Source organism: Streptomyces sp. NBC_01433 (assembly GCF_026340105.1).
Taxonomy (GTDB): Bacteria; Actinomycetota; Actinomycetes; order Streptomycetales; family Streptomycetaceae; genus Streptomyces.
Genome location: NZ_JAPEPM010000001.1, coordinates 5167180 through 5193180 on the forward strand (window position 1 = coordinate 5167180; position 26001 = coordinate 5193180).

General features: G+C 68.1%; 18 protein-coding genes, 3 rRNA genes and 1 pseudogene. 13 read left to right on the forward strand and 9 right to left on the reverse strand.

Features of this window, described 5'->3' with window-relative positions; genetic code table 11:
* Positions 1-23: 23 nt before the first annotated feature.
* From OG413_RS23280 to OG413_RS23290, 3 genes are all read right to left on the reverse strand, one after another.
* The gene (locus OG413_RS23280) at positions 24-530 is read right to left on the reverse strand and encodes an HNH endonuclease (protein WP_266808434.1); all 507 of its coding nucleotides are present in this window, start codon (positions 528-530) and stop codon (positions 24-26) included.
* A 139-nt stretch (positions 531-669) separates the two neighbouring features.
* Positions 670-1206: a YbhB/YbcL family Raf kinase inhibitor-like protein gene (locus OG413_RS23285; RefSeq protein WP_266808436.1), complete on the reverse strand. Its 537-nt coding sequence runs from the start codon at positions 1204-1206 to the stop codon at positions 670-672.
* Between the two features lie 54 nt (positions 1207-1260).
* Positions 1261-2043, reverse strand: a complete 783-nt coding sequence (locus tag OG413_RS23290; protein WP_266808438.1) for a sporulation protein — start codon at positions 2041-2043, stop codon at positions 1261-1263.
* A gap of 87 nt (positions 2044-2130) precedes the next feature.
* Here OG413_RS23290 and OG413_RS23295 point away from each other — a divergent pair, with 87 nt between their 5' ends.
* The 6 genes and pseudogenes from OG413_RS23295 to OG413_RS23320 all read left to right on the forward strand — a co-directional run bounded on the left by OG413_RS23295 (position 2131) and on the right by OG413_RS23320 (position 11094).
* Positions 2131-2772 (forward strand): DNA-3-methyladenine glycosylase, encoded by a 642-nt coding sequence (locus OG413_RS23295; protein WP_266808440.1) that lies wholly within the window; start codon positions 2131-2133, stop codon positions 2770-2772.
* Positions 2773-3438: 666 nt separating this feature from the next.
* Positions 3439-4964 (forward strand): 16S ribosomal RNA (locus tag OG413_RS23300).
* 307 nt (positions 4965-5271) lie between these two features.
* A 23S ribosomal RNA gene (locus OG413_RS23305) occupies positions 5272-8396 on the forward strand.
* A gap of 108 nt (positions 8397-8504) precedes the next feature.
* Positions 8505-8621: ribosomal RNA gene (gene rrf / locus OG413_RS23310) — 5S ribosomal RNA — on the forward strand.
* Together the 16S, 23S and 5S rRNA genes form the textbook arrangement of a ribosomal RNA operon.
* Before the next feature lie 970 nt (positions 8622-9591).
* Positions 9592-10296: pseudogene (locus tag OG413_RS23315) on the forward strand (tetratricopeptide repeat protein); the annotation flags it as partial.
* Between the two features lie 90 nt (positions 10297-10386).
* Positions 10387-11094: a tetratricopeptide repeat protein gene (locus tag OG413_RS23320; RefSeq protein WP_266810317.1), complete on the forward strand. Its 708-nt coding sequence runs from the start codon at positions 10387-10389 to the stop codon at positions 11092-11094.
* Positions 11095-11155: 61 nt separating this feature from the next.
* Here the strand turns inward: OG413_RS23320 and OG413_RS23325 are convergent, their stop codons facing one another.
* Positions 11156-12433: a DUF1015 domain-containing protein gene (locus OG413_RS23325; RefSeq protein ID WP_266808442.1), complete on the reverse strand. Its 1278-nt coding sequence runs from the start codon at positions 12431-12433 to the stop codon at positions 11156-11158.
* Positions 12434-12505: 72 nt separating this feature from the next.
* Between OG413_RS23325 and OG413_RS23330 the strand changes: the two genes are divergently transcribed.
* Both OG413_RS23330 and OG413_RS23335 read left to right on the forward strand, forming a co-directional pair.
* A complete protein-coding gene (locus tag OG413_RS23330) occupies positions 12506-13537 on the forward strand; it encodes an HAD hydrolase-like protein (RefSeq protein ID WP_266808444.1) in 1032 nt (343 codons plus the stop codon).
* Positions 13538-13747: 210 nt separating this feature from the next.
* Positions 13748-14626 (forward strand): ABC transporter ATP-binding protein, encoded by an 879-nt coding sequence (locus OG413_RS23335; RefSeq protein WP_266808446.1) that lies wholly within the window; start codon positions 13748-13750, stop codon positions 14624-14626.
* On the opposite strand, the gene OG413_RS23340 is transcribed toward OG413_RS23335, so the two are convergent.
* Positions 14610-14957, reverse strand: coding sequence for an SCP2 sterol-binding domain-containing protein (locus OG413_RS23340; RefSeq protein WP_266808448.1), 348 nt, complete (start codon positions 14955-14957; stop codon positions 14610-14612). The genes OG413_RS23335 and OG413_RS23340 overlap by 17 nt on opposite strands.
* 42 nt (positions 14958-14999) lie before the next feature.
* Here OG413_RS23340 and OG413_RS23345 point away from each other — a divergent pair, with 42 nt between their 5' ends.
* The 5 genes from OG413_RS23345 to OG413_RS23365 all read left to right on the forward strand — a co-directional run bounded on the left by OG413_RS23345 (position 15000) and on the right by OG413_RS23365 (position 20423).
* Positions 15000-15335 carry a hypothetical protein gene (locus tag OG413_RS23345; protein WP_266808450.1) on the forward strand — a complete coding sequence of 112 codons (336 nt, stop codon included), beginning with the start codon at positions 15000-15002 and terminating at the stop codon, positions 15333-15335.
* 7 nt (positions 15336-15342) lie between these two features.
* Complete coding sequence (locus OG413_RS23350; RefSeq protein ID WP_266808452.1) at positions 15343-16158, forward strand: TlyA family RNA methyltransferase; 816 nt, start codon at positions 15343-15345, stop codon at positions 16156-16158.
* The gene (locus tag OG413_RS23355) at positions 16155-17060 is read left to right on the forward strand and encodes an NAD kinase (protein ID WP_266808454.1); all 906 of its coding nucleotides are present in this window, start codon (positions 16155-16157) and stop codon (positions 17058-17060) included. Before OG413_RS23350 ends, OG413_RS23355 begins: the two co-directional genes overlap by 4 nt.
* Before the next feature lie 97 nt (positions 17061-17157).
* Positions 17158-18903 carry a DNA repair protein RecN gene (gene recN, locus OG413_RS23360; RefSeq protein WP_266808456.1) on the forward strand — a complete coding sequence of 582 codons (1746 nt, stop codon included), beginning with the start codon at positions 17158-17160 and terminating at the stop codon, positions 18901-18903.
* A gap of 422 nt (positions 18904-19325) precedes the next feature.
* Complete coding sequence (locus tag OG413_RS23365) at positions 19326-20423, forward strand: glycosyltransferase family 4 protein (RefSeq protein WP_266808458.1); 1098 nt, start codon at positions 19326-19328, stop codon at positions 20421-20423.
* 43 nt (positions 20424-20466) lie between these two features.
* On the opposite strand, the gene OG413_RS23370 is transcribed toward OG413_RS23365, so the two are convergent.
* The 4 genes from OG413_RS23370 to OG413_RS23385 form a co-directional block, all read right to left on the reverse strand.
* The gene (locus tag OG413_RS23370) at positions 20467-22092 is read right to left on the reverse strand and encodes a PucR family transcriptional regulator (protein ID WP_266808460.1); all 1626 of its coding nucleotides are present in this window, start codon (positions 22090-22092) and stop codon (positions 20467-20469) included.
* Between the two features lie 164 nt (positions 22093-22256).
* Positions 22257-22799, reverse strand: coding sequence for a sugar O-acetyltransferase (locus OG413_RS23375; RefSeq protein WP_266808461.1), 543 nt, complete (start codon positions 22797-22799; stop codon positions 22257-22259).
* 78 nt (positions 22800-22877) lie between these two features.
* Positions 22878-23864 carry a LysR family transcriptional regulator gene (locus OG413_RS23380; RefSeq protein ID WP_266808462.1) on the reverse strand — a complete coding sequence of 329 codons (987 nt, stop codon included), beginning with the start codon at positions 23862-23864 and terminating at the stop codon, positions 22878-22880.
* 179 nt (positions 23865-24043) lie between these two features.
* Complete coding sequence (locus OG413_RS23385) at positions 24044-25846, reverse strand: glycoside hydrolase family 15 protein (protein ID WP_266808463.1); 1803 nt, start codon at positions 25844-25846, stop codon at positions 24044-24046.
* Positions 25847-26001 lie beyond the last annotated feature (155 nt).

The window sequence follows — 26001 nt, forward strand, 5'->3', positions numbered from 1 at the left end:
GTACGGCAATGGGCGTACGCCGACTACGCCGCCGACCGGTCCAGCCACTCCGGCAGCGCCGAGCGGTCACCGGCCCCCATCGCCAGCAGCATCGCGTCGGCCGGCGAGGGCACGAACGGCTGCCGCAGCAGCGGCATCCCCGCCTGCTCGGGCGTGCGGGCCGCTTTGCGGTGGTTGTCCTCGGCACACGAGGCCACCGTGTTCAGCCAGGTGTCCTGACCGCCCTGGGCACGCGGCACCACATGGTCGACGGTGCTGGCCCGCCGCCCGCAGTACACGCACCGGTGCTGGTCGCGTATGAGCACGCCCCTTCTGGACCACGGGGCCTGTCTTCGGAACGGCACCCGTACGTACCGGCAGAGCCTGATCACCCGGGGCGCCGGAATATCCACGGCGGCACCACGCATACGGAGTCGGGGATGCGACTGCTCGACGACGGCCTTGTCCGTCAGGATCAGCACCACCGCACGGTTGAGAGTCACCGTCGACAGCGGCTCGAAGCTCGCGTTGAGAACCAGCGTGTCACGCATCCTGCCCACCTCCCGTGTGCCGCCCGCCCCCTGGCAGGCCCGGATCAACTCTGGCTGGGCGGGCCGCGATGGACAACGCAATAAAAAAATGCCCTGCTCTGATCTCTCCAAGACCAGGGCAGGGCAAACAACGGAAGAACTAATCGCCGGCGGGACCCGTGTACTCCCCGACCAGCTGAGCACGGCCGAGCGTGTGGAACCGCAGATTGAATCCGGCCACCGCGGGGGACACATCGCTGTCGATCCCGAGCTTCTCGCTGTCCACCGCGTACACGGTGAACACATAGCGGTGGTTCTCCCCGGCCGGGGGCGCGGCGCCGCCGAAGTCCTTCGACCCGTAGTCGTTACGGACCTGCACGGCACCCTGGGGCAGACCCTCGAACGTCCCGCTGCCCGCACCGGCCGGCAGCTCCGTGACGGTTGCGGGGATGTCGAACACCACCCAGTGCCAGAAGCCGCTGCCCGTCGGGGCGTCCGGGTCGAAACACGTCACGGCGAAGCTCCGGGTCCCCTCCGGGTGGCCCTCCCACCGCAGCTGCGGTGAAGTGTTCCCCGCCGCGAGCACCTGCGCGTCCGCCAGCACGGCTCCCGGCGCGAGATCCTCGCTCACCACGGTGAACGAGGGGACCTCGGGATGGAAGTCGTGCGGCAACGGCGCCCTCTTCGGCTCGGTCACGTCAGCACCTCTCCTGATCGGCTCTTCTGTTGTCGGCAGGTCTCCCCACCGACATTAGAGCCAGTTGCGCTGTCCGCCGACCTGGGCCAGCCACTCGTTGAGGTACGCCGCCCAGTCGGTCTGCTGGAAGTCGGTCAGCGAGACCTTGAACGCCCGGTACGAGTCGCTGCCCTCACTGAAGAGCCCCGGCTTCTTGTCCATCTCCAGAATGACGTCCATCTCGCGGTCGTCCGCGACGAACGTGAGCTCGACCTGGTTCAGCCCGCGGTACTGCTGCGGCGGGAAGAACTCGATCTCCTGGTAGAACGGCAGCCGCTGACGCGTGCCGCGGATGTGACCACGCTCCATGTCGGCGCTGCGGAAGCCGAAGCCCAGCTGCCCGAAGGCGTCCAGGATGGCCTGCTGCGCGGGCAGCGGGTGCACATTGATCGCGTCCAGGTCGCCGGAGTCCAGCGCGCGGGCGATCTCCAGCTCGGTCGTCACGCCGATGTTCATGCCGTGCAGCTGCCGGCCGCCGAACATGGTGACCGGCGTCTCCCACGGAATCTCCAGGCCGAACGGCACCACATGCACGGCACCGGCCTTCACCTCGAAGGCACCACCGAGACGCAGCTTGGTGAACTCGATGTTCTGCTTGGTCTCCTGGTCATTGCCCTCGACCTCGACCCGCGCCTGCAGACCGACGGAGAGCCCCTCGATCTGCTGGTCCACGGATCCGCCCTGGACCCGCACCTCACCCTGGACGACCCCGCCGGGGACGACGTTGACCTCGGTGAGCTCGGTCTCCACCGAAGCACCGCCGGCACCCATGCTCGCGAGCAGCCGCTTGAAGCCCATGTTTACTCCTTCTTGGTCCTGACCCCTACATACGCGCCACGACCGTAGCCGGTTCCCGAACGGGCCTTGCCAGTACCCTCGGAAGCCATGAACGAGGGCATGGACCGTACGCCGCTGACGCGGGAGTTTTTCGACCGATCCGTACTCGATGTCGCCCCCGACCTCCTGGGACGGACCCTCGTCCGCCGCACGGACGAGGGCCCCATCGAGCTGCGCCTCACCGAGGTGGAGGCGTACGCGGGCGAGATCGACCCCGGTTCCCACGCCTTCCGCGGCCGCACGGACCGCAACAGCGTGATGTTCGGTCCGCCGGGCCACACCTACGTCTACTTCACCTATGGGATGTGGCACTGCCTGAACCTGGTCTGCGGGCCGGCGGGCATGGCGAGCGGGGTGCTGCTCCGGGCCGGAGAGATCAGCGTCGGCACCGGCATGGCCCGCGCACGTCGTATCTCGGCCCGCAAGGACAGTGAACTGGCCAAAGGTCCGGCCCGTCTGGCCACCGCCCTCGATATCGACCGTGCGCTGAACGGGAGTGACATCGTCGCGGGCCACACCGCCCCGCTGTCCGTACTGCACGGCACCCCGCCCCCTCGCGACCAGGTACGCAGCGGTCCCCGCACCGGTGTGGGCGGCGACGGGGCCCACCAGCCCTGGCGCTTCTGGATCGACGGCGACCCCACGGTGAGCCCCTACCGGGCCCACGCACCCCGCCGCCGCGCAACTTGACGCCCTCCTGGCGGACGCCTAATGTAGTCCGAGCCGCTTGACACGGGCATCGCTGTCGGCACGGTCCATCGGATCGGGTCGAGCATCCCGAAGCGGCCAAACCACTACCTACGACTCAGCCCTGACGGGTGCGAATTCGGCGTGCCCGTAATTCGTCCGGACGGCTCGATTATGAGCCGCCCAGGGATTCGGCTAAAGTAGTGAACACGCCGAAAGGCAAAGGCCACTCCGCAGGCCATCGGAATCGAATTCGGACCGGAAACGGAACGAAAAAGAGTCTGGTAAAGTCGGACTCGCCGGAAAGGGAAACGCGAAAGCGAAGAACTGGAAAGCGAAAACTGCTCGGCCCGCTTCGGCCGGGAATCGGACACGAAAGAGTCTGATAGAGTCGGAAACGCAAGAACACGAAGGGAAGCGCCCGGAGGGCCCCGGTGAAACGGGACCGAAGGAAGCGTCCGTTCCTTGAGAACTCAACAGCGTGCCAAAAGTCAACGCCAGATATGTTGATGCCCCGGCCTGCTTCGGCAGGTTGGTGGTTCCTTTGAAAGTCCTACCGGGCCTTACGGTTCCGGTGGGCAATTACACAGCGAGGACGCTGTGAACGACTGGTCTTATTCCGACCGGTCGTTCCGCTCTCGTGATGTGTGTCCCGATTACGGGAAAACATTCACGGAGAGTTTGATCCTGGCTCAGGACGAACGCTGGCGGCGTGCTTAACACATGCAAGTCGAACGATGAAGCCCTTCGGGGTGGATTAGTGGCGAACGGGTGAGTAACACGTGGGCAATCTGCCCTTCACTCTGGGACAAGCCCTGGAAACGGGGTCTAATACCGGATAATACTTCTGCCTGCATGGGTGGGGGTTAAAAGCTCCGGCGGTGAAGGATGAGCCCGCGGCCTATCAGCTTGTTGGTGGGGTAATGGCCTACCAAGGCGACGACGGGTAGCCGGCCTGAGAGGGCGACCGGCCACACTGGGACTGAGACACGGCCCAGACTCCTACGGGAGGCAGCAGTGGGGAATATTGCACAATGGGCGAAAGCCTGATGCAGCGACGCCGCGTGAGGGATGACGGCCTTCGGGTTGTAAACCTCTTTCAGCAGGGAAGAAGCGAGAGTGACGGTACCTGCAGAAGAAGCGCCGGCTAACTACGTGCCAGCAGCCGCGGTAATACGTAGGGCGCAAGCGTTGTCCGGAATTATTGGGCGTAAAGAGCTCGTAGGCGGCTTGTCACGTCGGATGTGAAAGCCCGGGGCTTAACCCCGGGTCTGCATTCGATACGGGCTAGCTAGAGTGTGGTAGGGGAGATCGGAATTCCTGGTGTAGCGGTGAAATGCGCAGATATCAGGAGGAACACCGGTGGCGAAGGCGGATCTCTGGGCCATTACTGACGCTGAGGAGCGAAAGCGTGGGGAGCGAACAGGATTAGATACCCTGGTAGTCCACGCCGTAAACGTTGGGAACTAGGTGTTGGCGACATTCCACGTCGTCGGTGCCGCAGCTAACGCATTAAGTTCCCCGCCTGGGGAGTACGGCCGCAAGGCTAAAACTCAAAGGAATTGACGGGGGCCCGCACAAGCAGCGGAGCATGTGGCTTAATTCGACGCAACGCGAAGAACCTTACCAAGGCTTGACATATACCGGAAAGCATCAGAGATGGTGCCCCCCTTGTGGTCGGTATACAGGTGGTGCATGGCTGTCGTCAGCTCGTGTCGTGAGATGTTGGGTTAAGTCCCGCAACGAGCGCAACCCTTGTTCTGTGTTGCCAGCATGCCCTTCGGGGTGATGGGGACTCACAGGAGACTGCCGGGGTCAACTCGGAGGAAGGTGGGGACGACGTCAAGTCATCATGCCCCTTATGTCTTGGGCTGCACACGTGCTACAATGGCCGGTACAATGAGCTGCGATGCCGCGAGGCGGAGCGAATCTCAAAAAGCCGGTCTCAGTTCGGATTGGGGTCTGCAACTCGACCCCATGAAGTCGGAGTTGCTAGTAATCGCAGATCAGCATTGCTGCGGTGAATACGTTCCCGGGCCTTGTACACACCGCCCGTCACGTCACGAAAGTCGGTAACACCCGAAGCCGGTGGCCCAACCCCTTGTGGGAGGGAGCTGTCGAAGGTGGGACTGGCGATTGGGACGAAGTCGTAACAAGGTAGCCGTACCGGAAGGTGCGGCTGGATCACCTCCTTTCTAAGGAGCATCTAGATTCCGCAAGGAATCCAGAGCCACTACGTCGACAAATGTTCGACGGTGGTCAGCTCATGGGTGGAACGTTGACTATTCAGTACCTGGTGGTTCACACCGGGACGTAAGTACTGCTCCTCGGAGCGTGGAAAACGAACCGGATGAATTCTGGGTACTGGGCACGCTGTTGGGTGTCTGAAGGTATGGCCGTAAGGCTGCCTTCAACACCGGCCCCAGTGAACTCGTCGAATATGACGGGGTGATGGGTGGCTGGTCGTTGCTTGAGAACTGCACAGTGGACGCGAGCATCTGTGGCCAAGTTTTTAAGGGCGCACGGTGGATGCCTTGGCACCAGGAACCGATGAAGGACGTGGGAGGCCACGATAGTCCCCGGGGAGCTGTCAACCAAGCTTTGATCCGGGGGTTTCCGAATGGGGAAACCCGGCAGCCGTCATGGGCTGTCACCCGCTGCTGAACACATAGGCAGTGTGGAGGGAACGAGGGGAAGTGAAACATCTCAGTACCCTCAGGAAGAGAAAACAACCGTGATTCCGGGAGTAGTGGCGAGCGAAACTGGATGAGGCCAAACCGTATGCGTGTGATACCCGGCAGGGGTTGCGCATTCGGGGTTGTGGGATCTCTTTTTCATGGTCTGCCGGCTGTGAGACGAGTCAGAAACCGTTGATGTAGGCGAAGGACATGCGAAAGGTCCGGCGTAGAGGGTAAGACCCCCGTAGCTGAAACATTAACGGCTCGTTTAAGAGACACCCAAGTAGCACGGGGCCCGAGAAATCCCGTGTGAATCTGGCGGGACCACCCGCTAAGCCTAAATATTCCCTGGTGACCGATAGCGGATAGTACCGTGAGGGAATGGTGAAAAGTACCGCGGGAGCGGAGTGAAATAGTACCTGAAACCGTGTGCCTACAAGCCGTGGGAGCGTCGCTGGCAGCACTTGTGCTGTCAGTCGTGACTGCGTGCCTTTTGAAGAATGAGCCTGCGAGTTTGCGGTGTGTTGCGAGGTTAACCCGTGTGGGGAAGCCGTAGCGAAAGCGAGTCCGAATAGGGCGGTTTAGTAGCGCGCTCAAGACCCGAAGCGGAGTGATCTAGCCATGGGCAGGTTGAAGCGGAGGTAAGACTTCGTGGAGGACCGAACCCACCAGGGTTGAAAACCTGGGGGATGACCTGTGGTTAGGGGTGAAAGGCCAATCAAACTCCGTGATAGCTGGTTCTCCCCGAAATGCATTTAGGTGCAGCGTCGTGTGTTTCTTGCCGGAGGTAGAGCACTGGATAGGCGATGGGCCCTACCGGGTTACTGACCTTAGCCAAACTCCGAATGCCGGTAAGTGAGAGCACGGCAGTGAGACTGTGGGGGATAAGCTCCATGGTCGAGAGGGAAACAGCCCAGAGCATCGACTAAGGCCCCTAAGCGTACGCTAAGTGGGAAAGGATGTGGAGTCGCAGAGACAACCAGGAGGTTGGCTTAGAAGCAGCCACCCTTGAAAGAGTGCGTAATAGCTCACTGGTCAAGTGATTCCGCGCCGACAATGTAGCGGGGCTCAAGCGTACCGCCGAAGTCGTGTCATTCCAGCACATACCCCCAACGGGGGCTGGGATGGGTAGGGGAGCGTCGTGTGCCGGGTGAAGCAGCCGCGGAAGCGAGTTGTGGACGGTTCACGAGTGAGAATGCAGGCATGAGTAGCGATACACACGTGAGAAACGTGTGCGCCGATTGACTAAGGGTTCCTGGGTCAAGCTGATCTGCCCAGGGTAAGTCGGGACCTAAGGCGAGGCCGACAGGCGTAGTCGATGGACAACCGGTTGATATTCCGGTACCCGCTTTGAAACGCCCAGTACTGAATCAGGCGATGCTAAGTCCGTGAAGCCGGCCCGATCTCTTCGGAGTTGAGGGTAGTGGTGGAGCCGATGAACCAGACTTGTAGTAGGTAAGCGATGGGGTGACGCAGGAAGGTAGTCCAGCCCGGGCGGTGGTAGTCCCGGGGTAAGGGTGTAGCCCGTGTGGTAGGTAAATCCGTCACACATATAAGGGTGAGACCTGATGCCGAGCCGATTGTGGTGAAGTGGATGATCCTATGCTGTCGAGAAAAGCCTCTAGCGAGTTTCATGGCGGCCCGTACCCTAAACCGACTCAGGTAGTCAGGTAGAGAATACCGAGGCGTTCGGGTGAACTATGGTTAAGGAACTCGGCAAAATGCCCCCGTAACTTCGGGAGAAGGGGGCCATCACCGGTGAGGGAACTTGCTTCCTGAGCTGGGGGTGGCCGCAGAGACCAGCGAGAAGCGACTGTTTACTAAAAACACAGGTCCGTGCGAAGCCGTAAGGCGATGTATACGGACTGACGCCTGCCCGGTGCTGGAACGTTAAGGGGACCGGTTAGTGCACTTTCGGGTGTGCGAAGCTGAGAACTTAAGCGCCAGTAAACGGCGGTGGTAACTATAACCATCCTAAGGTAGCGAAATTCCTTGTCGGGTAAGTTCCGACCTGCACGAATGGCGTAACGACTTCTCGACTGTCTCAACCATAGGCCCGGTGAAATTGCACTACGAGTAAAGATGCTCGTTTCGCGCAGCAGGACGGAAAGACCCCGGGACCTTTACTATAGTTTGATATTGGTGTTCGGTTCGGCTTGTGTAGGATAGGTGGGAGACTTTGAAGCGGCCACGCCAGTGGTTGTGGAGTCGTCGTTGAAATACCACTCTGGTCGTGCTGGATGTCTAACCTGGGTCCGTGATCCGGATCAGGGACAGTGTCTGATGGGTAGTTTAACTGGGGCGGTTGCCTCCTAAAGAGTAACGGAGGCGCCCAAAGGTTCCCTCAGCCTGGTTGGCAATCAGGTGTTGAGTGTAAGTGCACAAGGGAGCTTGACTGTGAGACCGACGGGTCGAGCAGGGACGAAAGTCGGGACTAGTGATCCGGCAGTGGCTTGTGGAAGCGCTGTCGCTCAACGGATAAAAGGTACCCCGGGGATAACAGGCTGATCTTCCCCAAGAGTCCATATCGACGGGATGGTTTGGCACCTCGATGTCGGCTCGTCGCATCCTGGGGCTGGAGTCGGTCCCAAGGGTTGGGCTGTTCGCCCATTAAAGCGGTACGCGAGCTGGGTTTAGAACGTCGTGAGACAGTTCGGTCCCTATCCGCTGTGCGCGTAGGAATATTGAGAAGGGCTGTCCCTAGTACGAGAGGACCGGGACGGACGAACCTCTGGTGTGCCAGTTGTCCTGCCAAGGGCATGGCTGGTTGGCTACGTTCGGAAAGGATAACCGCTGAAAGCATCTAAGCGGGAAGCCTGCTTCGAGATGAGTATTCCCACCCTCTTGAGGGGTTAAGGCTCCCAGTAGACGACTGGGTTGATAGGCCAGATGTGGAAGCCCGGTAACGGGTGGAGCTGACTGGTACTAATAGGCCGAGGGCTTGTCCTCAGTTGCTCGCGTCCACTGTGTTGTTCCCGGGTTGCGAACAGTCGCACCGGTTGAACAGCTTCACTACTTAATTGAAAAGTGTGCTTGTTCGCTAGAACCCGATAGGGTTTCGGTGGTCATTGCGTTAGGGAAACGCCCGGTTACATTCCGAACCCGGAAGCTAAGCCTTTCAGCGCCGATGGTACTGCAGGGGGGACCCTGTGGGAGAGTAGGACGCCGCCGAACAATCTTTCAAGGACCCTTGGTCCCAGCGTTCACGCTGGGACCAAGGGTCCTTTTTTGCTTTTCTTCGAAGCGCGTCGGATCGTCGACTGCGCGAGAATGTCTGTGGTACCCGAAGACAGGAGTCACACCCATGTCCACCAACTCTCCCGACGATCGTCCGGAGCGCGAGCCGCGTCGCCGGGACGGCGGTGACAGGGGCGGCTTCCGCGGTGGTCGTGACGACCGGTCCGGTTCCGGTGCGCCTCGACGTGACAACGACCGTGGCGGTTTCCGCCGTGACGACAGCCGGCCTTCGGGCGGCGGCGGTACCGGTGGTGGTTTCCGTCGCGATGACAACCGTGGTGGCGGTTCCGGTGGTTCCGGTGGTGGTTTCCGTCGCGATGACAACCGTGGTGGCGGTTCCGGTGGTTCCGGTGGTGGTTTCCGTCGTGACGACAACCGTGGCGGTGGCTCTGGTGGTTCCGGTGGTGGTTTCCGTCGTGACGACAATCGCGGTGGCGGGTCGAGCGGTGGTTTCCGCCGTGACGACAACCGTGGTGGCGGTTCCGGTGGTGGTTTCCGTCGTGATGACAACCGTGCGCCGCGTCGTGATGACGACCGTGGTGGGCGTCCCAGTGGTGGTTTCGAGCGTCGTGATGATCGGCCGCGTGGGCCGCGTCGTGATGACGACCGCCCCTCCGGTGGCGGCGGTTTCCGTCGTGATGACAACCGTGGCGGTGGCTCCGGCGGTGGCTTCCGTCGTGACGACAACCGTGGGCCGCAGCGCGACGACCGTGGTGGTGCCTCGGGCGGTGGGTTCCGTCGCGATGACAACCGTGGTGGTAGCTCCGGCGGTGGCTTCCGTCGTGACGACAACCGTGGGCCGCAGCGCGACGACCGTGGTGGTGCCTCGGGCGGTGGGTTCCGTCGCGATGACAACCGTGGTGGTAGCTCCGGCGGTGGCTTCCGTCGTGACGACAACCGTGGGCCGCAGCGCGACGACCGTGGCGGGCGTCCGAGCGGCGGTTTCGAGCGTCGTGATGATCGGCCGCGTGGGCCGCGTCGTGATGACGACCGCCCCTCCGGCGGCGGCTTCCGCCGCGACGACAACCGCGGCGGTAGCTCCGGTGGCGGTGGGTTCCGCCGTGACGACAGCCGCGGGCCGCGTCGCGACGACGACCGTGGTGGGTACCGCGGTGGGCAGCAGCGCGACGACCGTGGTGGGCGTCCGAGCGGTGGTTTCGAGCGTCGTGATGACCGGCCGCGTGGGCCGCGTCGTGATGACGACCGCCCCTCCGGTGGCGGCGGTTTCCGTCGTGACGACAACCGTGGTGGTGCTTCCGGCGGTTCCGGTGGTGGTTTCCGTCGTGACGACAACCGTGGCGGTAGCGCCGGTGGCGGTTTCCGTCGCGACGACAGCCGACCGCCGCGTCGTGATGACGACCGTGGTGGGCGTCCCAGTGGTGGTTTCGAGCGTCGTGATGACCGGCCGCGTGGGCCGCGTCGTGATGACGACCGCCCCTCCGGCGGCGGCTTCCGCCGCGACGACAACCGTGGCGGTAGCTCCGGTGGTGGCTTCCGTCGCGATGACAGCCGTGGGCCGCGTCGCGACGACGACCGTGGTGGGTACCGCGGTGGGCAGCAGCGCGACGACCGTGGCGGCCGTCCGAGCGGCGGTTTCGAGCGTCGTGACGACCGGGACCGTGACCGCGAGCCGATCAAGCGACTTCCGATTCCCGATGACGTCACCGGCGACGAGATCGACAAGGATGTGCGGCAGGAGCTGATGAGCCTGCCGAAGACCCTTGCCGAGGATGTCGCGCGCAACCTCGTCATGGTGGCCCGGCTGATCGATGAGGACCCTGAGCAGGCGTACGCGTACGCGCGTATCGCGCTGCGGCTGGCCTCGCGGGTCGCGGCCGTGCGTGAGGCGGCCGGCTTCGCGGCCTACGCGACGCAGAAGTACGCCGAGGCGTTGGCGGAGTTCCGGGCCTCGCGGCGGATGACCGGGTCCGTGGACCTGTGGCCCGTCATGGCCGACTGCGAGCGTGGACTGGGGCGGCCGGAGCGGGCCATGGCCATGGCCGGTGAGCCCGAGGTGCAGAAGCTGGACAAGGCCGGGCAGGTCGAGATGCGTCTGGTCGCGGCCGGCGCGCGCCGGGACATGGGGCAGATCGACGCCGCCATCGTCACGCTGCAGAGCCCCGAACTCGCCTCCAGCTCCGTTCAGCCCTGGACGCCGCGTCTGCGCTATGCGTACGCGGACGCCCTGCTGGAAGCGGGTCGCGAGGACGAGGCGCGTGAGTGGTTCGCGAAGGCGCTGGAGGCCGACAAGGACGGTTCGACCGACGCGTCGGACCGGCTCGCCGAGCTCGACGGTGTGGAGTTCGTGGACGTCGAGGACGATGCCGAGGAAGACGTCGAGGTTGTTGAGACCTTGGACGACGACGATGACGACGATGACGACGAGGCGGAAGGTCCCGCCAAGGCGTAAGCAGTGACGAAAAGGGCGGCACTCCTTCCGGAGTGCCGCCCTTTTCTGTTCCCGGGGTTCCTCAGTCCACGCCGAGGCTGCGCAGGACCAGGCCCGTGGCCGGCTTGGGGCCGAAGGATGTCGATTTGCGGGGCATGGTGACGCCCTGCCTGGCCAGGTCCCGGACGACCTCCTCGCGTACCGGATACATCAGCACCGCCGTGGCGCCGAGCCGCTCGGCCTGCTCGACGGCTGCCGCGGTGTCGTGGATGTACGCGATGTGTTCGGGGGCGTCGGGGATTCGCCAGACGTGGTCCAGCAGCGTGGAGTGGAGGACCGTCGCGTCCAGGGTGCGCCAGGCCGGTGGGCGGTCCGTCGGGACCGTACGGGCGAGGAGGGCCGGGTCCGGGCGGTCCACCAGGTGGAAGCCGCCGTCGCCCGCGAGAAGGAACGCGTTGCCTTCGGCCGCCGCCTCGGCCAGGGCGTCGAGGGCGTGAGTCAGCGGTCCGTCGACCTCCCTGACGCGGAAGAGGCCCGTGAGGGCGGCGATCGCCTCGGAGACCGGGAGCCCGCGCAGCAGCCGGTGGATGGCGCGGACCTGGAGCGGGTAGCGGGCCGTGTCGACGAGGAGGACCAGGCCGAAGTCCCACGGGCCGGGCGCGGCCTGTTCCCGCTGGAGCCGGAGGTAGGTGGCCCAGCGGTGGTGGCCGTCGGCGATCAGCGCCTGCTGCCGGGAGAGGTCGGCCTCGATCTCGGCCCGTTCGGCGGGGTCGGTGACGGCCCAGAGCCGATGGCTGAAGCCGTCCTCCGTCGTGGTGGCCAGCAGGGGCGGGCGCTCCGCCATGCGCTCGATGACAGCGGTCGTTCCGGTCGGGGTTCCGTCGCCGCGGTAGGTGAGCAGCAGCGGTTCCAGATGGGCCCGCATCGTCCGCATCAGGTCGGCGCGGTCCTCGACGACGTGTTCCATGACGTCTTCGTGCGGGAGGACGATGCCGTCGTCCGCGGGGGAGAGCGCGAGTGCGCCGATCACCCCGCGTTGCAGGATCTCGCTGTTGCGCTGTTCGTAGACGTAGAGAGCCGGTGCGGGGTCCGGGGCGAGTACGCCCTCGGCCAGCCAGCGGTCGAGGGTCTCGGCGGCCTGCTGGTGGCGGGCTTCGGCGGTGTCCGCCTGCGGCAGGATCAGCCGGACGATGTTGTGCGGGTCCGCGGATTCCAGGTGGTTCAGTCCGTCGGGCCTGACGACGACGTCGTACGGGGGCGAGGTCACCGCGGCGAGGCTGCCGACCCGCTCGGGGACGTAACGCAGTCCGCGGAACGGGATCAGCCGCAGCCCCTGCTCGACGGGACCTGATGTGTTCATTTCTGCATCGTATGTGTGCCCCGGGGATGCGCGATGATCGGGGGAGAGGCATGGAACGAGGAGCGAGGACATATGAGTGATCAGCAGTACGCGTCGCGGCCGCGCGGGAGCGGCACGGCGCTGAGCGAGGCGTACGACACGGCCCTGCTCGACCTGGACGGGGTGGTGTACGCGGGCGGGGTGGCGATCGTTCACGCCGTCGAGTCACTGGGCACCGCGCGGGACGGCGGCATGCATCTCGCGTACGTGACCAACAACGCGCTGCGGACACCGGACGCCGTGGCGGAGCACCTGACCGAGCTGGGGGTTCCTGCCGAGCCCGCCGATGTGATCACCTCGGCGCAGGCGGTGGCCCGGCTGATGTCCGATCAGCTGCCGTCCGGGGCCCGGGTGTTGGTGATCGGCGGCGAAGGGCTGCGGGTCGCGTTGCGCGAACGCGGTCTGGTGCCGGTGGAGTCGGCGGACGACGAGCCGGTGGCGGTGGCCCAGGGGTACGGCGGGCCGGACATGGCCTGGGGACGTTTCGCCGAGGCGAGCTATGCGATCGCTCGGGGGGTGCCGTGGTTCGCGTCCAATACCGATCTGACGATTCCGAGTGCCCGCGGTATCGCACCGGGCAATGGTGCGGCGGTGGAGGTGGTACGGATCGCCACCGGTGCCGAGCCCCAGGTCGCCGGCAAGCCGTTGCCGCCGATGCACCGGGAGACCGTGCTGCGGACCGGGGCCGAGCGGCCGCTGGTGGTCGGGGACCGGCTGGACACGGACATCGAAGGGGCGTTCAACGGGGGAGTGGACTCGCTGCTGGTCCTGACCGGGGTGACCGACGCGGCGCAGCTGCTGGCCGCCGAGCCGCGGCACCGGCCGACCTATGTGGACCGTGATCTGCGGGGGCTGTTGACCGGGCAGCCCGAGGTGACCGTGGCCGGTGACGCGTTCCGCTGCGGTGACTGGACGGCACTCGTGCGCGGGGAGGCTCTGCTACTGGAGGGCGACGGGGACGTACTCGACGGGCTGCGGGCTCTGTGCGGGGCCGCGTGGACGCAGGCCGGCGGGGGCTCGTGCGGGCTGGATGCCGCGAAGGCGATCGCCAGGCTAGGGCTGTAGGGCGGCAGGAACGCCGATCCGGTCTGTGGTGGCGCGGTGAGGAGAGCCGGACCGGCGGCTTCAAATGGAGGGTAGGCTAACCTAACTTTGCGGTGGCCGGTGCCGGTGGGCTGCGTACTCCAGGGTTCCTGTCCGCCCCTCGGCTCTTCTGCGCGGCCCGCGCTCGCCGCACACCGCGCATACCCACCCATCAACTCGGGGAGCAGGACCATGCAGCGCCTCACCGCGGACTCGGTGACCCTTGGCTACGACCAGAGGATCATCACCGAGAACCTCTCGGTAGCGATTCCCGACAACTCCTTCACGGTGATCGTCGGGCCCAACGCCTGTGGCAAGTCGACCCTGTTGCGCGCGCTCGCCCGGATGCTGAAGCCGAAGGCCGGGCAGGTGCTCCTCGATGGGCAGGCCATCCACCGGATGCCCGCGAAGAAGGTCGCCAGGACGCTGGGGCTGCTTCCCCAGACGTCCATAGCCCCGGACGGCATCACCGTCGCGGACCTCGTCGCCCGTGGCCGCTACCCGCACCAGGGGCTGCTGCGTCAGTGGACGCCGGAGGACGAACGCGTCGTCGCCGAGTCGATGGCGTCGACCGGCGTGGGCGAGCTCTCCGATCGCTATGTCGATGAATTGTCCGGCGGTCAGCGCCAGCGGGTCTGGATCGCCATGGCGCTCGCGCAGCAGACCCCGCTGCTCCTGCTCGACGAGCCGACGACGTATCTCGACATCCAGCACCAGATCGATGTGCTCGACCTCTGCGCGGAGCTGCACGAGGACCGGGGGCGCACGCTGGTGGCCGTGCTGCACGATCTGAACCACGCCGCGCGGTACGCCACGCATCTCATCGCGATGCGGGACGGCGAGATCATCGCCGAGGGTGCGCCGTCGGACATCGTCACGGCCGAACTGGTCGAGCGGGTGTTCGGGATGCGGTGTCAGGTGATCGACGATCCGGAGACGGGCACGCCGTTGGTGGTCCCGGCCTCGCGCAGGGCACGGCGCGTGGCAGCCGGGCCGGGTGCGGCAGCCGGGGCGGGTACGGCAACCTCGGGCCCGCTTGAGCCGGACCGTTTCGTCACAGCAGTGATCTGAGCTTCAGCAGGTCCCGGAAGCCCGCTTCCAGGCGGACGCGGCCCGATCCCCATGCCTTGGCGAAGTTCAGGTGTCCGTCCACCATCGCCACCAGGTCGTCGCCGGTCATCGCGAGCCTGATCTCGGCCTTCTCCCGGGGCGGGCCCTCGACCGTGTCGAGCACCCGGATCCGGCCATCGGTCAGCCGGCCGGTGAACGTCACATCGAGGTCCTTGATGTGACAGCTCAGCGAGCGGTCCAGGGCAGCGGCGCCGCGCACGTCGCCGTCGGCTCCTGCGATGTTCTCGGAAAGTCTGTCGAGTGCGCTGCGGCACTCCGTCATGGTCGCCATCGCGATCGACGGTACACCGGCCCGTCGAGGTAGCGTTTCGGCATGAGCGACTGGATGCCGGGGCCGGAGACGGCGCCCGTGAGTACGTCCGCGAGTACGCCCGGGGAAACGGCCCAGGCCGACGCGGCCGTCGCCGCGCCCTCCTTCGAGCCCGCGGACCCCGCGCCCCTCGGCGTCGGACGCACCCCCACCGGGAGCGCCGATATCGATGCCCAGCTGGAGCGTCTGGCCGACGCGGACCACCTTCCGGCGGACGGACACATCGACGTGTACGAGGATGTACACCGTGGGCTGCGCGATGCGCTGACCTCGTTGGACACCCGTCCGGCACCCGCACCCGGGCCCGAGTCCATGCCCTCGTACAACAACAGGAGCTGAACCGAACGTGGCAGGAGTGGCACGTCGCCGCCTCGACGCCGAGCTGGTACGCCGCAAGCTCGCCCGCTCTCGTGAGCACGCGAGCCAGTTGATCGCCGCGGGGCGGGTGACCGTCGGTGGCAACACCGCGACCAAACCCGCCACCCAGGTCGAGACCAGTGCCGCGGTCGTCGTCACCAAGGACGACAGCGACCCCGAGTACGTCTCGCGCGGCGGGCACAAGCTCGCGGGCGCCCTCGCCGCCTTCGTCCCCCTCGGGCTGAACGTCGAGGGGCGGCGGGCACTGGACGCCGGGGCGTCGACCGGAGGCTTCACCGACGTACTGCTGCGGGCCGGTGCCGCACAGGTCGTCGCCGTCGATGTCGGCTACGGGCAGCTGGCCTGGTCGCTCCAGTCCGATGAACGCGTCATCGTCAAGGACCGTACCAACGTACGGGAGTTGACCCTGGAGGCGATCGACGGGCAGGCGGTGGACCTGGTGGTCGGTGACCTGTCGTTCATCCCGCTGGGGCTTGTGCTGCCTGCCCTCGCGCGCTGCGCGGCGCCCGACGCGGACCTGGTCCTCATGGTCAAGCCGCAGTTCGAGGTGGGCAAGGAGCGGCTCGGCAGCGGCGGGGTGGTGCGCAGCCCGGAGCTGAGGGCCGAGGCGGTACGGGAAGTCGCGCGCCGGGCCTGGGGACTGGGCCTGGGCGTCCGGGGCGTGACGGCCAGCCCGTTGCCCGGACCGTCGGGGAATGTCGAGTACTTTCTGTGGCTGCGGGCCGGTGCACCTGAGCTGGATCCCGCGGATGTCGACCGTGCAGTGGCGGAGGGGCCTCGTTGACGACGAATGCGGCACGAACAGTCTTTCTTTTGGCGCACACCGGCCGGCCGGCCGCGATCCGGAGCGCGGAACTCGTCGTGCAGGGGCTGCTGCGCAACGGCCTCGGCGTGCGGGTCCTGGCGACCGAGGCGGCCGATCTGCCGCTGCCGCCGTCCGTGGAGACGGTCACGGACACCACACCGGCGGCCGTGGACGGCTGCGAGCTGCTGATCGTCCTCGGCGGGGACGGGACCCTGCTGCGCGGCGCGGAATTCTCCCGGGCCTCCGGCGTACCGATGCTGGGGGTCAACCTCGGCCGGGTCGGCTTCCTCGCCGAGGCCGAGCGGGACGACCTCGACAAGGTGGTCGACCGGGTCGTCACCCGCGCGTACCAGGTCGAGGAACGGATGACGCTCGATGTGCTCGTGCACAGCAACGGTGACATCGTGCACACCGACTGGGCGCTCAACGAGGCGGCCGTGCAGAAGGTGTCGCCCGAACGGATGCTGGAGGTCGTGCTGGAGATCGACGGCCGGCCGGTGACCGGGTTCGGCTGCGACGGGATCGTCTGCGCGACCCCGACCGGTTCGACGGCGTACGCCTTCTCGGCGGGCGGGCCCGTCGTCTGGCCCGAGGTCGAGGCGCTCCTGATGGTGCCGATCAGCGCCCACGCGCTCTTCGCCAAGCCGCTGGTGACCTCGCCGAACTCGGTTCTCGCCGTCGAGGTCCAGCCGCACACCCCGCACGGGGTGCTCTGGTGCGACGGCCGCAGGACCGTCGAGCTTCCGGCGGGCGCACGGGTCGAGGTGCGGCGTGGCGCGGTGCCCGTACGGCTGGCCAGGCTGCACCAGGCCTCGTTCACGGACCGGCTGGTGGCGAAGTTCGCGCTGCCGGTCTCGGGCTGGCGGGGCGCGCCCAACTGATGCTCCGGCGGTCCGTCGCGGGGGGCCCTCAGGTGCCCGGGAGAGTGAATTGACGACCGGGGGCCGTCACACACCGGCTCGCGGACCTCGTAAGGTCATGTCCGTGTTGGAGGAGATGCGGATACGGTCGCTCGGAGTCATCGACGACGCGGTGGTGGAGCTGTCACCCGGCTTCACCGCGGTGACGGGCGAGACCGGAGCGGGCAAGACCATGGTCGTCACCAGTCTCGGGCTGCTGCTCGGCGGGCGCGCCGACCCTGCCCTGGTGCGGATCGGTGCCAAGGCGGCGGTCGTCGAGGGGCGGATCACCGTCTCCGAGGGCGACGCGGCCGCGCTGCGCGCCGAGGAGGCCGGTGCGGAACTCGACGACGGCGCGCTGCTGATCAGCCGTACCGTTTCGGCGGAGGGGCGCTCCCGGGCGCACCTCGGAGGCAGATCCGTGCCCGTGGGGGTGCTGGCCGAGCTCGCCGACGAACTTGTCGCCGTGCACGGTCAGACCGACCAGCAGGGACTGCTCAAGCCCGCGCGGCAGCGGCAGGCCCTGGACCGGTACGCGGGCGGCGGCGTCGATGTCCCGCACGCCAAGTACGCGGCGGCCTACCGGCGGCTGCGGGGCGTCGTCACGGAGCTCGACGAGCTGACCACCCGTGCCCGGGAACGGGCCCAGGAAGCGGATCTGCTGCGTTTCGGCCTCAATGAGGTCGCCGGGGTCGAACCGCTGGCCGGGGAGGACACCGAACTGGCGGCCGAGGCCGAACGGCTCGGTCACGCGGAGGCCCTCGCCTCCGCCGCGGCCCTCGCGCACACCGCGCTCGTGGGCGATCCCGAGGACCCGGAGGGCATCGACGCCACGACCGTGGTCGCGGCCGCCGGCCGGTCCCTGGACGCGGTGCGGGCCCACGACCCTGTACTGGCCGCGCTGGCGGACCGGATCGGTGAGATCTCCATCCTGCTCGCCGACGTGGGCGGGGAGCTGTCCGGGTACGCGGATCAGCTGGACGCCGATCCGCTGCGGCTCGCCGCGGTCGAGGAGCGGCGGGCCGCCCTCACCACGCTGACGCGTAAGTACGGCGCGGACATCGGCGCCGTGCTGGCCTGGGCCGAGGAGGGCGCGGGCCGACTCACCGAGTTGGAGGGCGACGACGAACGGATCGGCGAGCTGACGGCGGAGCGGGACGCGTTGCGCGCCGAACTTTCCGGACTCGGGCAGGCGTTGACCGACGCCCGTACGGAGGCGGCGGCGCGCTTCGCGGAGGCGGTGACCGAGGAGCTGGCCTCCCTCGCGATGCCGCACGCGCGGGTCTCGTTCGCCGTCCGGCAGACCGAGGCGCCGGACGAGGCCTCCGGCATCGACATCGCGGGGCGGAGCGTCGTCTACGGCCCGTCCGGTGCCGACGAGGTCGAACTGCTGCTGGCCCCGCACCCCGGGGCCCCGCCCCGGCCGATCGCCAAGGGTGCCTCGGGTGGTGAGCTGTCCCGGGTGATGCTCGCCGTCGAGGTGGTCTTCGCGGGCTCCGCCCCCGTACCGACGTACCTCTTCGACGAGGTCGACGCGGGCGTCGGCGGCAAGGCGGCGGTCGAGGTCGGCCGCCGTCTGGCCAAGCTCGCCAAGTCGGCCCAGGTGGTGGTGGTGACGCACCTGCCGCAGGTGGCGGCCTTCGCGGACCGGCAGCTGCTGGTCGAGAAGACGGTGGACGGTTCGGTGACCAGGAGCGGTGTCACGGTCCTGGAGGGTGAGGACCGGGTGCGGGAGCTGTCCCGGATGCTGGCCGGCCAGGAGGACTCCGAGACGGCACGGGCACACGCCGAGGAACTGCTGGCCACGGCACGGGCGGACGGATAACGGATAAGGGACGGCTGCTGTACGGGGGCGGCACCTGCGGCACCGGGTGGCCCCGGACCCCGGTGCGGGACTGGCCCCGGACCGGTGCGGACCGGCCCCGTACCCGCCTCGAACCGGCCTCGTACTGGCCCCGTACCCGCCCCCGGCCCCCAGGGGCGGTCCGGGGGCGCTGTCGGCTCGTCCCTGTACCCGTGGGCGCCGGGCGCGCTCTCTTCGTGCTCCGGGCGTGCGCTCAGGAGCATGGTCCGTACCAGGGGGCGGCAACTTCACGCCAGGCGTTTCACTCGTACGAGTGGTGCGGTGCGCCCGGTTGTCGATGAGGGTGCCGCAGCAACGTTCCTGCGGTCCCGGAACGTGCGTACGGACTGGCATCCTTGGCGCTGTATCCACCGCCGACTCGGGAGCCCCGGGAGCCATTCAACGTGTCACATCTGCGTACGGTCCAAGTCCTGGGCGGCGGCAGTGCGGGCAGCAGCGCGCACGTCGGTTCGCTGGCCGCGGGACTGATCGCCAGGGGAGTGCAGGTGACCGTCTGCGCCCCGGCCGCAGTGGACCGCGTCTACGACTTCCCGGCGACGGGGGCCCACTTCGCCCCGGTGCCCCGGCGCAGCGATCCGGCCGCCGTCGCCGCGCTGCGCGCCGCCTGCGCGGGCGCGGACGTCGTGCACGCCCATGGGCTGCACGCGGCCGTGCGTACCGCTCTCGCCCTCAGCGGCCGTACGGTTCCGCTGGTCATGACCTGGCACACCCGCGTCCATGCCGAAGGTGCCCGTCGGCGGGTGCTGCATCTGCTGGAGCGAAGGGCGGCGCGGGCGGCGGACGTTGTGCTCGCCCCGTCGTCGGATCTGGTGGACCGGGCGCGCGGCCGAGGGGCGCGCGATGCCCGGCTCGCACCGGTCGCCGTTCCGGTCGCCCGGTACCCCGACACCGTCCACGGCGCCAAGGTGCGGGCCGAACTGGGAGCGGTGGGGCGCCCGTTGCTGATGGCCGCCGGCAGTCTCGTACCGCATCACGGATTCGACACCCTGCTGGACGCCGCGCGGGTATGGCGTGAACTCGACCCCGGGCCCCTGCTGATCATCGCGGGCGAGGGGCGGGACCGGGCGGCACTGCAACGGCGCATCAGCGACGAGGAGTTGCCGGTCTCTCTCCTCGGGTGCCGGAGCGACATCGGTGAACTGCTGGCCGCCGCCGACGTGGCGGTCGTGCCCAGCCGCTGGGAGGCCCGGTCGCTGCTGGCGCAGGAGTCGCTGCGGCTGGGAGTGCCACTGGTCGCCACCGCCGTCGGCGGGGTGCCCGAACTCGTGGGCGACGCCGCGGAATTGGTCCCGTACGGGAACGCCGAGGCGCTGGCCCGTACCGTCGTGCGGCTGCTCGGCGATCCGCGGCGGCGCGGGCGGCTAGCCGAGGCGGGGCGGGTCCAGGCGGCCGGCTGGCCCACCGAGGACGACACGATCGCCCAAGTGCTCAGCGTGTACGACGAGTTGGCGCAGCCTCTGGCCGCGCCCCGAGCGCGCTGAGCGGACGGGACGCCGAAACCCCCGCCCCGTGGGGGCGGCGGCGTCATCCGGCGTGGCGGCGGGCCCGCAGCGCCAGGCTCAGGGCCAGTACCGTCTGTGGGTCGTCCAGGTCGGTGCCGAGCAGTTCACCGATGCGGGCCAGCCGGTTGTAGAGCGTCTGCCGGTTCAGATGCAGCTCGCGCGCCGTCTCCGCCTTGCGGCCCGCATGGGCGAGGTACGCCTCCAGCGTGGGCAGCAGCGCGGGGCGCGAGGTGCGGTCGTGATCGCGCAGCGGGCCGATCGCCCGGTCCACGAACGCCGCCAGGTCCGGATGGTCCCGCAGCCGCCACAGCAGTAGGTCGATGTCCAGGCGCCGGGCGTCGTACCACGGCCGGTCGCTCAGCCCCTGCGCCGCCGCGGCCGTCTCCGCCGCGTGCCGCAGCCCCGCCCCGGCCGCCGCCCAGCCGCCCGCGACGCCGACCACCACGACCGGCGGATGAGCCCCCGCCCGCTCCAGCCCGGCCCGCTCGACGCCCGCCCGCAGCGCCGCCGCCACCCGGTCCGCGACCGCGGTGCGTTCGCTCTCCGAGCGCAGGCCCAGCAGCAGCGGCACCCGGCCCTCCACGGGCCGCACCCCCAGCAGCACCGGCACGCCGACGGAGGACAGCTCCTCCAGCACCGCGCGGGCCAGCAGCGCCCAGTTGCCCGAGAGGGACAGCTCGGGGGCCAGCCGCATCACGACCGGGAGCAGCGGGGTGTCGCCGGGCTTGAAGCCGAGCACCCGGGCCTGCGCGGGCGCGTCCTCCGGGGTGATCCGGCCCTCCGCGAGGTCGGTGAGGAAGTCGCCCCGGCCGCGGGCCGCCAGCTCCTCCTCCTGCCGTGCCTGCATCAGGACGACGGCGAGGATGCCCGCCGCCCGCTCCGCCGCCATGCGGTGCACGGTCACCAGCGGGCCGGACACGGCGAGCAGCACCAGCCTGGCCCGTACCGAACCGGTACCGGGGCCACCGCCCGGAACATCCACCAGTACCGCGCCGGTCGGTGGTGTCTCGCGGGCCGCCCGGCCGCCGCGCATGCCGTCCCAGACCTGGAGCGGGTCGGCGCCCACCGGGCCGGTGCCGGTGCCGGCCGCGTACAGGAGCTGGCCGTCGGGCGTTTCGAGGAAGACCGGGTTGGCGGTGAAGTCCGCCAGGATGCCGAGGACCTGCGGGATGCCACCGCCGCCGAGCAGGGCGTGCGTACAGCGCCGGTGCACCTCCTCGGCCTGCTGGAGCAGCGCGTAGTGCCCGTTGACGATCTCGGTGTGGACCTCTTCGGTGACCGCGACGAACGGCACCTCGCGGTGCAGCTGGACCAGGGGCAGCCCGGCCGCCCGCGCGGCGTCCACGATGGACGCGGGCAGCCTGCTGAAGCGCGGGCCCAGCTCGACCACGAGGGCTGCGATGCCGCGGTCGGCGAGCCTGCGGACGAACGCGCGCTGCTCGGCGGGCCGGGTGCCGAGGCCCAGACCGGTGGTGAGGAGCAGCTCGCCGCCCTTGAGCAGGGAGGCGATGTTCGGCACCTCGCCCGCGTGCACCCAGCGCACCGTACGGTTCAGCCGCTCGGCACCGGCCACCACCTCCGGGAGTCCGCCGCGCAGGCCGGGCAGTTCCAGCGCGCGTCGGACGGTGATTCCGCCTTGGCTCTCCACAGACTTCGGCCTCGTGCTTCCACTCACCTACGAAAAGGGCAGCAGCCCTGGTCAGGAAGCTACCCGGCCGCCGGTCCCGCGTCACGCGCGGGCGGTGGCGGGCCCGATGCCGTGAGGGCGACGGAACACGTCGTGCGGGGCTCGGTGCGGCCCTGGAGGGGCCGTCACCACCGTCGGTGAACGGTGGCCTTACCGCCGGTCACCAGGCTTGCCGGCGGAACGTCGTCGGCCACGACCGCGCCGGCGGCGACCACGGCATCGCGGCCGATGCTGACGCCGGGCAGGATGGTGGCACCGGCGCCGATCCACACGTTCTCCGCCACGTCGATGGGCGCGCCGGTCAGCCACCCCCGTCGCTCCTCGGGATCGACCGGGTGACCGGCGGTGATGAACGTGACCTTCGGCCCGACCATCACGCGCTCGCCGAGCCGGATGCCGGCGTAGTCCAGGAACGTGCAGTTCTGGTTGATGAACACCCGCTCCGCGAGGTCCAGGTGAAGGCCGTGGTCCGTGTAGAAGGGCGGATAGATCGTGACTTTCCCGGGCAGCGGCTTCCCGAGGATCTGTTCGAGCAGTTTCGCCTTGCCCGCCTCGTCCTCGAAGGGCAGGACGTTCAGGCGGGAGGTGAGCTCGGTGGCCCGCAGGACCCTCTCGGCCATGGCCTGGAACTCGGCGCTGTGGATGCGCATGAGACGGTCGTCGGACATGCCACGAACCTTTCTGTGTACCGGTGGGGGACGGGACTCACCGGTGCTGGTGGAGGCTGCTGTCGGCAGCCGGTCGCGTCACTCCTGCCGGGGCGGGGACCTGCGGGCAGCTGCGCTGTCGCTGTCGCCGCGCGGTGGCATCGTGGCCCAGGACGGGCGCCAGACCGGCCCGGGGAGCGCCGGCAGGCTTTCGAGGTGGGTGATGATCCCGCGGAGTCCTGGATGCGGATTCGTCCTGGGGAGGATGAGGGCGAGCGGGTAGGCGAGCGTCGGATTCACGACGGGGATGCGGCGCAGGTCGTGGTCGGCCGGCCAGGTGTACCGGTCGCGTGCCCCGACGAAGGTGGCCACGTCCGCGGAGTCCGCGAGGGTGTCCAGGAGCACTTCGTCTCCGAAGTGCGGGCCTGCCGCGTCGACGCGCAGGTCGAAGTCGGTGGCGAGCTGATCGTAGAACTCCGACCATTCGCTTCGGGGCGCGATGCCTGGCACCCAGATCCGGTGCTTGCGCAGCTGCGGGGGCGTCAGTCTCCGCGCGGAGGCGAGCGGATGTCCCGGGCCGACGAGAAGTTCCAGCGGAGAGTCGAACGCGGGAATGATCCGCACGCCGGGCGGCAGTGTGTCCGGGGCGGTGACGGTACGGAACGAGGCGTCGATATCGCCGGCTTCGACGGCGGCGACCGCCACGCGCGGGTCGTTGACCCGGAGGGTCACCACGTCGAGGTCGGTCTCGGGATGTGACCGCCAGTAGTCGTGCAGAACGACGGCCTGCGCGCTTCGCAGGCCGAGAACGTCGATCCGAAGGGCCCGGGAGCCCGGCCTGACCGCGCTGATGGCGCGCTCGACACCCGCGACGATGCTCCGCGCGTGGGGGAGGAACGCCTGGCCGTCGAGCGTCAGCTCAACTCCTCGGGCGGTACGTGTGAACAGCCGGACGTCCAGCTCGCGCTCCAGGGCGGCGATCCGCTTGGAGACCGCCTGCTGCGTCACGCCAAGCTCATCGGCCGCGTGCTGGACCTGTCCGATCTCGGCCGCCCGGACGAACGATCGCAATGCCTCGGTGTTCACCGGTTCACCTTAGGCGTGCACAACCGATCGTTGTGGCTCGCCGAGGATCGGTTGTTCGCTCACACTCCCGCGTGGTTGACGTGCGGGAATGCCGGATCCCCTGACCTCTCGGCCACGCGGTGGACATCACCGGTGGGGAAAGGGCAGGGGATCCGGGATCCCGCGGCGTCCGCGTCGCGTCAGCCGACGTACGCCCCGCTGGCCGTCAGCCGCAGTGCCGTGTCGATGAGCGGCACATGGCTGAACGCCTGCGGGAAGTTGCCCACCTGGCGCTGGAGCCGCGAGTCCCATTCCTCGGCCAGCAGGCCCAGGTCGTTGCGCAGGGACAGCAGCTTCTCGAAGAGCTGGCGGGCCTCGTCGACCCGGCCGATCATCGCGAGGTCGTCGGCCAGCCAGAACGAGCAGGCCAGGAACGCGCCCTCGTCGCCCTCCAGACCGTCCACGCCCGCGGCGTCCCCTGCAGTGGGGTAGCGCAGGACGAAGCCGTCCTCGGTGGACAGCTCGCGCTGGATCGCCTCGATCGTGCCGATGACCCGCTTGTCGTCCGGCGGCAGGAAGCCCATCTGCGGAATCAGCAGCAAGGACGCGTCGAGCTCCTTCGACCCGTACGACTGGGTGAAGGTATTGCGTTCCTTGTCGTAGCCCTGCTCGCAGACGTCGCGATGGATGTCGTCGCGCAGGTCGCGCCACCGCTCCAGCGGTCCCTCCGCGTCCCCGGACTCGATCAGCTTGATCGTGCGGTCGACCGCGACCCAGGCCATCACCTTGGAGTGCACGAAGTGCCGACGCGGCCCGCGCACCTCCCAGATGCCCTCGTCGGGCTCGAACCAGTGCTTCTCCAGGTACTCGATCAGCTTGAGCTGGAGGCCCATCGCGTAGTCGTTGCGGGTCAGCCCCGTCATGTGCGCCAGGTGCAGCGCCTCGGTGACCTCGCCGTACACATCGAGCTGGAGCTGGTTCGCCGCGCCGTTGCCGACCCGGACCGGGCCGGAGTTCTCGTAGCCGGGAAGCCAGTCCAGCTCCGCCTCGCCCAGTTCCCGCTCGCCCGCGATGCCGTACATGATCTGCAGGTTCTCCGGGTCGCCCGCCACCGCCCGCAGCAGCCACTCGCGCCAGGCGCGGGCCTCCTCGCGGTAGCCGGTGCGCAGCAGCGAGGAGAGGGTGATGGCGGCGTCACGCAGCCAGGTGTAGCGGTAGTCCCAGTTCCGTACGCCGCCGATCTCCTCCGGGAGCGAGGTGGTCGGCGCCGCCACGATGCCGCCCGTCGGGGCGTAGGTGAGGGCCTTGAGGGTGATCAGTGAGCGGACCACGGCCTCCCGATAAGGCCCGTGGTACGTACACTGATCGACCCACTCGCGCCAGAACAGCTCGGTCGCCTCCAGGGAACCCTCCGGGTCCGGGAGCGCGGGCGGCTGATGGTGCGAGGGCTGCCAGCTGATCGTGAACGCGATCCGGTCACCGGGTGCCACGGTGAAGTCGGAATACGTGGTCAGGTTCTTGCCGTACGTCTCCGCCTCGGTGTCCAGCCAGACGGAATCCGGTCCCGCCACGGCGACGGTGCGGGAGTCGACCTTGTGCACCCAGGGTGTCACCCGGCCGTAACTGAACCGCATGCGCAGTTCCGAGCGCATCGGCACCCGGCCACTGACGCCCTCCACGATCCTGATGAGTTGCGGTGCGCCGTCACGCGGCGGCATGAAATCGGTCACGCGGACCGTGCCGCGCGGCGTGTCCCACTCCGATTCCAGGATGAGGGAGTCCCCGCGGTAGCGGCGCCGGTCCGCCGTCGGCGGCTCGGCTCCTTCCGCCCGCGCAGGTCCCAGACGCCAGAAGCCGTGCTCCTCGGTGCCCAGCAGTCCTGCGAAGACGGCGTGCGAATCGAAGCGGGGCAGGCACAGCCAGTCAGCTGTGCCGTCCCGGCAGACCAGGGCGGCGGTCTGCATGTCTCCGATGAGTGCGTAATCCTCGATGCGCCCGGCCACGTGCGTCTCCAGTCGAACGGCCTTGTCGCCCCTCAGGGCTCTTACTGCGGGTTCAAGGGGGTCGTAGAACCGACGAGCTCCTGCACCGGTGAGCGGGCTGGGGTGGTGCCGCTGGCAGGCCGGCTCGGCAGCGAATGTTTGAGCAGGATACGACG

Bases quoted from the DNA above. Each gene is read 5' to 3' on its own strand.
- OG413_RS23375 (WP_266808461.1), bottom strand. From the start codon at position 22,799: ATGTCCGACGACCGTCTCATGCGCATCCACAGCGCCGAGTTCCAGGCC.
- OG413_RS23320 (WP_266810317.1), top strand. From the start codon at position 10,387: ATGAGCCTGCCGAAGACCCTTGCCGAGGATGTCGCGCGCAACCTCGTC.
- OG413_RS23290 (WP_266808438.1), bottom strand. From the start codon at position 2,043: ATGGGCTTCAAGCGGCTGCTCGCGAGCATGGGTGCCGGCGGTGCTTCG.
- OG413_RS23335 (WP_266808446.1), top strand. From the start codon at position 13,748: ATGCAGCGCCTCACCGCGGACTCGGTGACCCTTGGCTACGACCAGAGG.
- OG413_RS23295 (WP_266808440.1), top strand. From the start codon at position 2,131: ATGAACGAGGGCATGGACCGTACGCCGCTGACGCGGGAGTTTTTCGAC.
- OG413_RS23325 (WP_266808442.1), bottom strand. From the start codon at position 12,433: ATGAACACATCAGGTCCCGTCGAGCAGGGGCTGCGGCTGATCCCGTTC.
- OG413_RS23280 (WP_266808434.1), bottom strand. From the start codon at position 530: ATGCGTGACACGCTGGTTCTCAACGCGAGCTTCGAGCCGCTGTCGACG.
- OG413_RS23340 (WP_266808448.1), bottom strand. From the start codon at position 14,957: ATGGCGACCATGACGGAGTGCCGCAGCGCACTCGACAGACTTTCCGAG.
- OG413_RS23330 (WP_266808444.1), top strand. From the start codon at position 12,506: ATGAGTGATCAGCAGTACGCGTCGCGGCCGCGCGGGAGCGGCACGGCG.
- recN (WP_266808456.1), top strand. From the start codon at position 17,158: ATGTCCGTGTTGGAGGAGATGCGGATACGGTCGCTCGGAGTCATCGAC.
- OG413_RS23345 (WP_266808450.1), top strand. From the start codon at position 15,000: ATGAGCGACTGGATGCCGGGGCCGGAGACGGCGCCCGTGAGTACGTCC.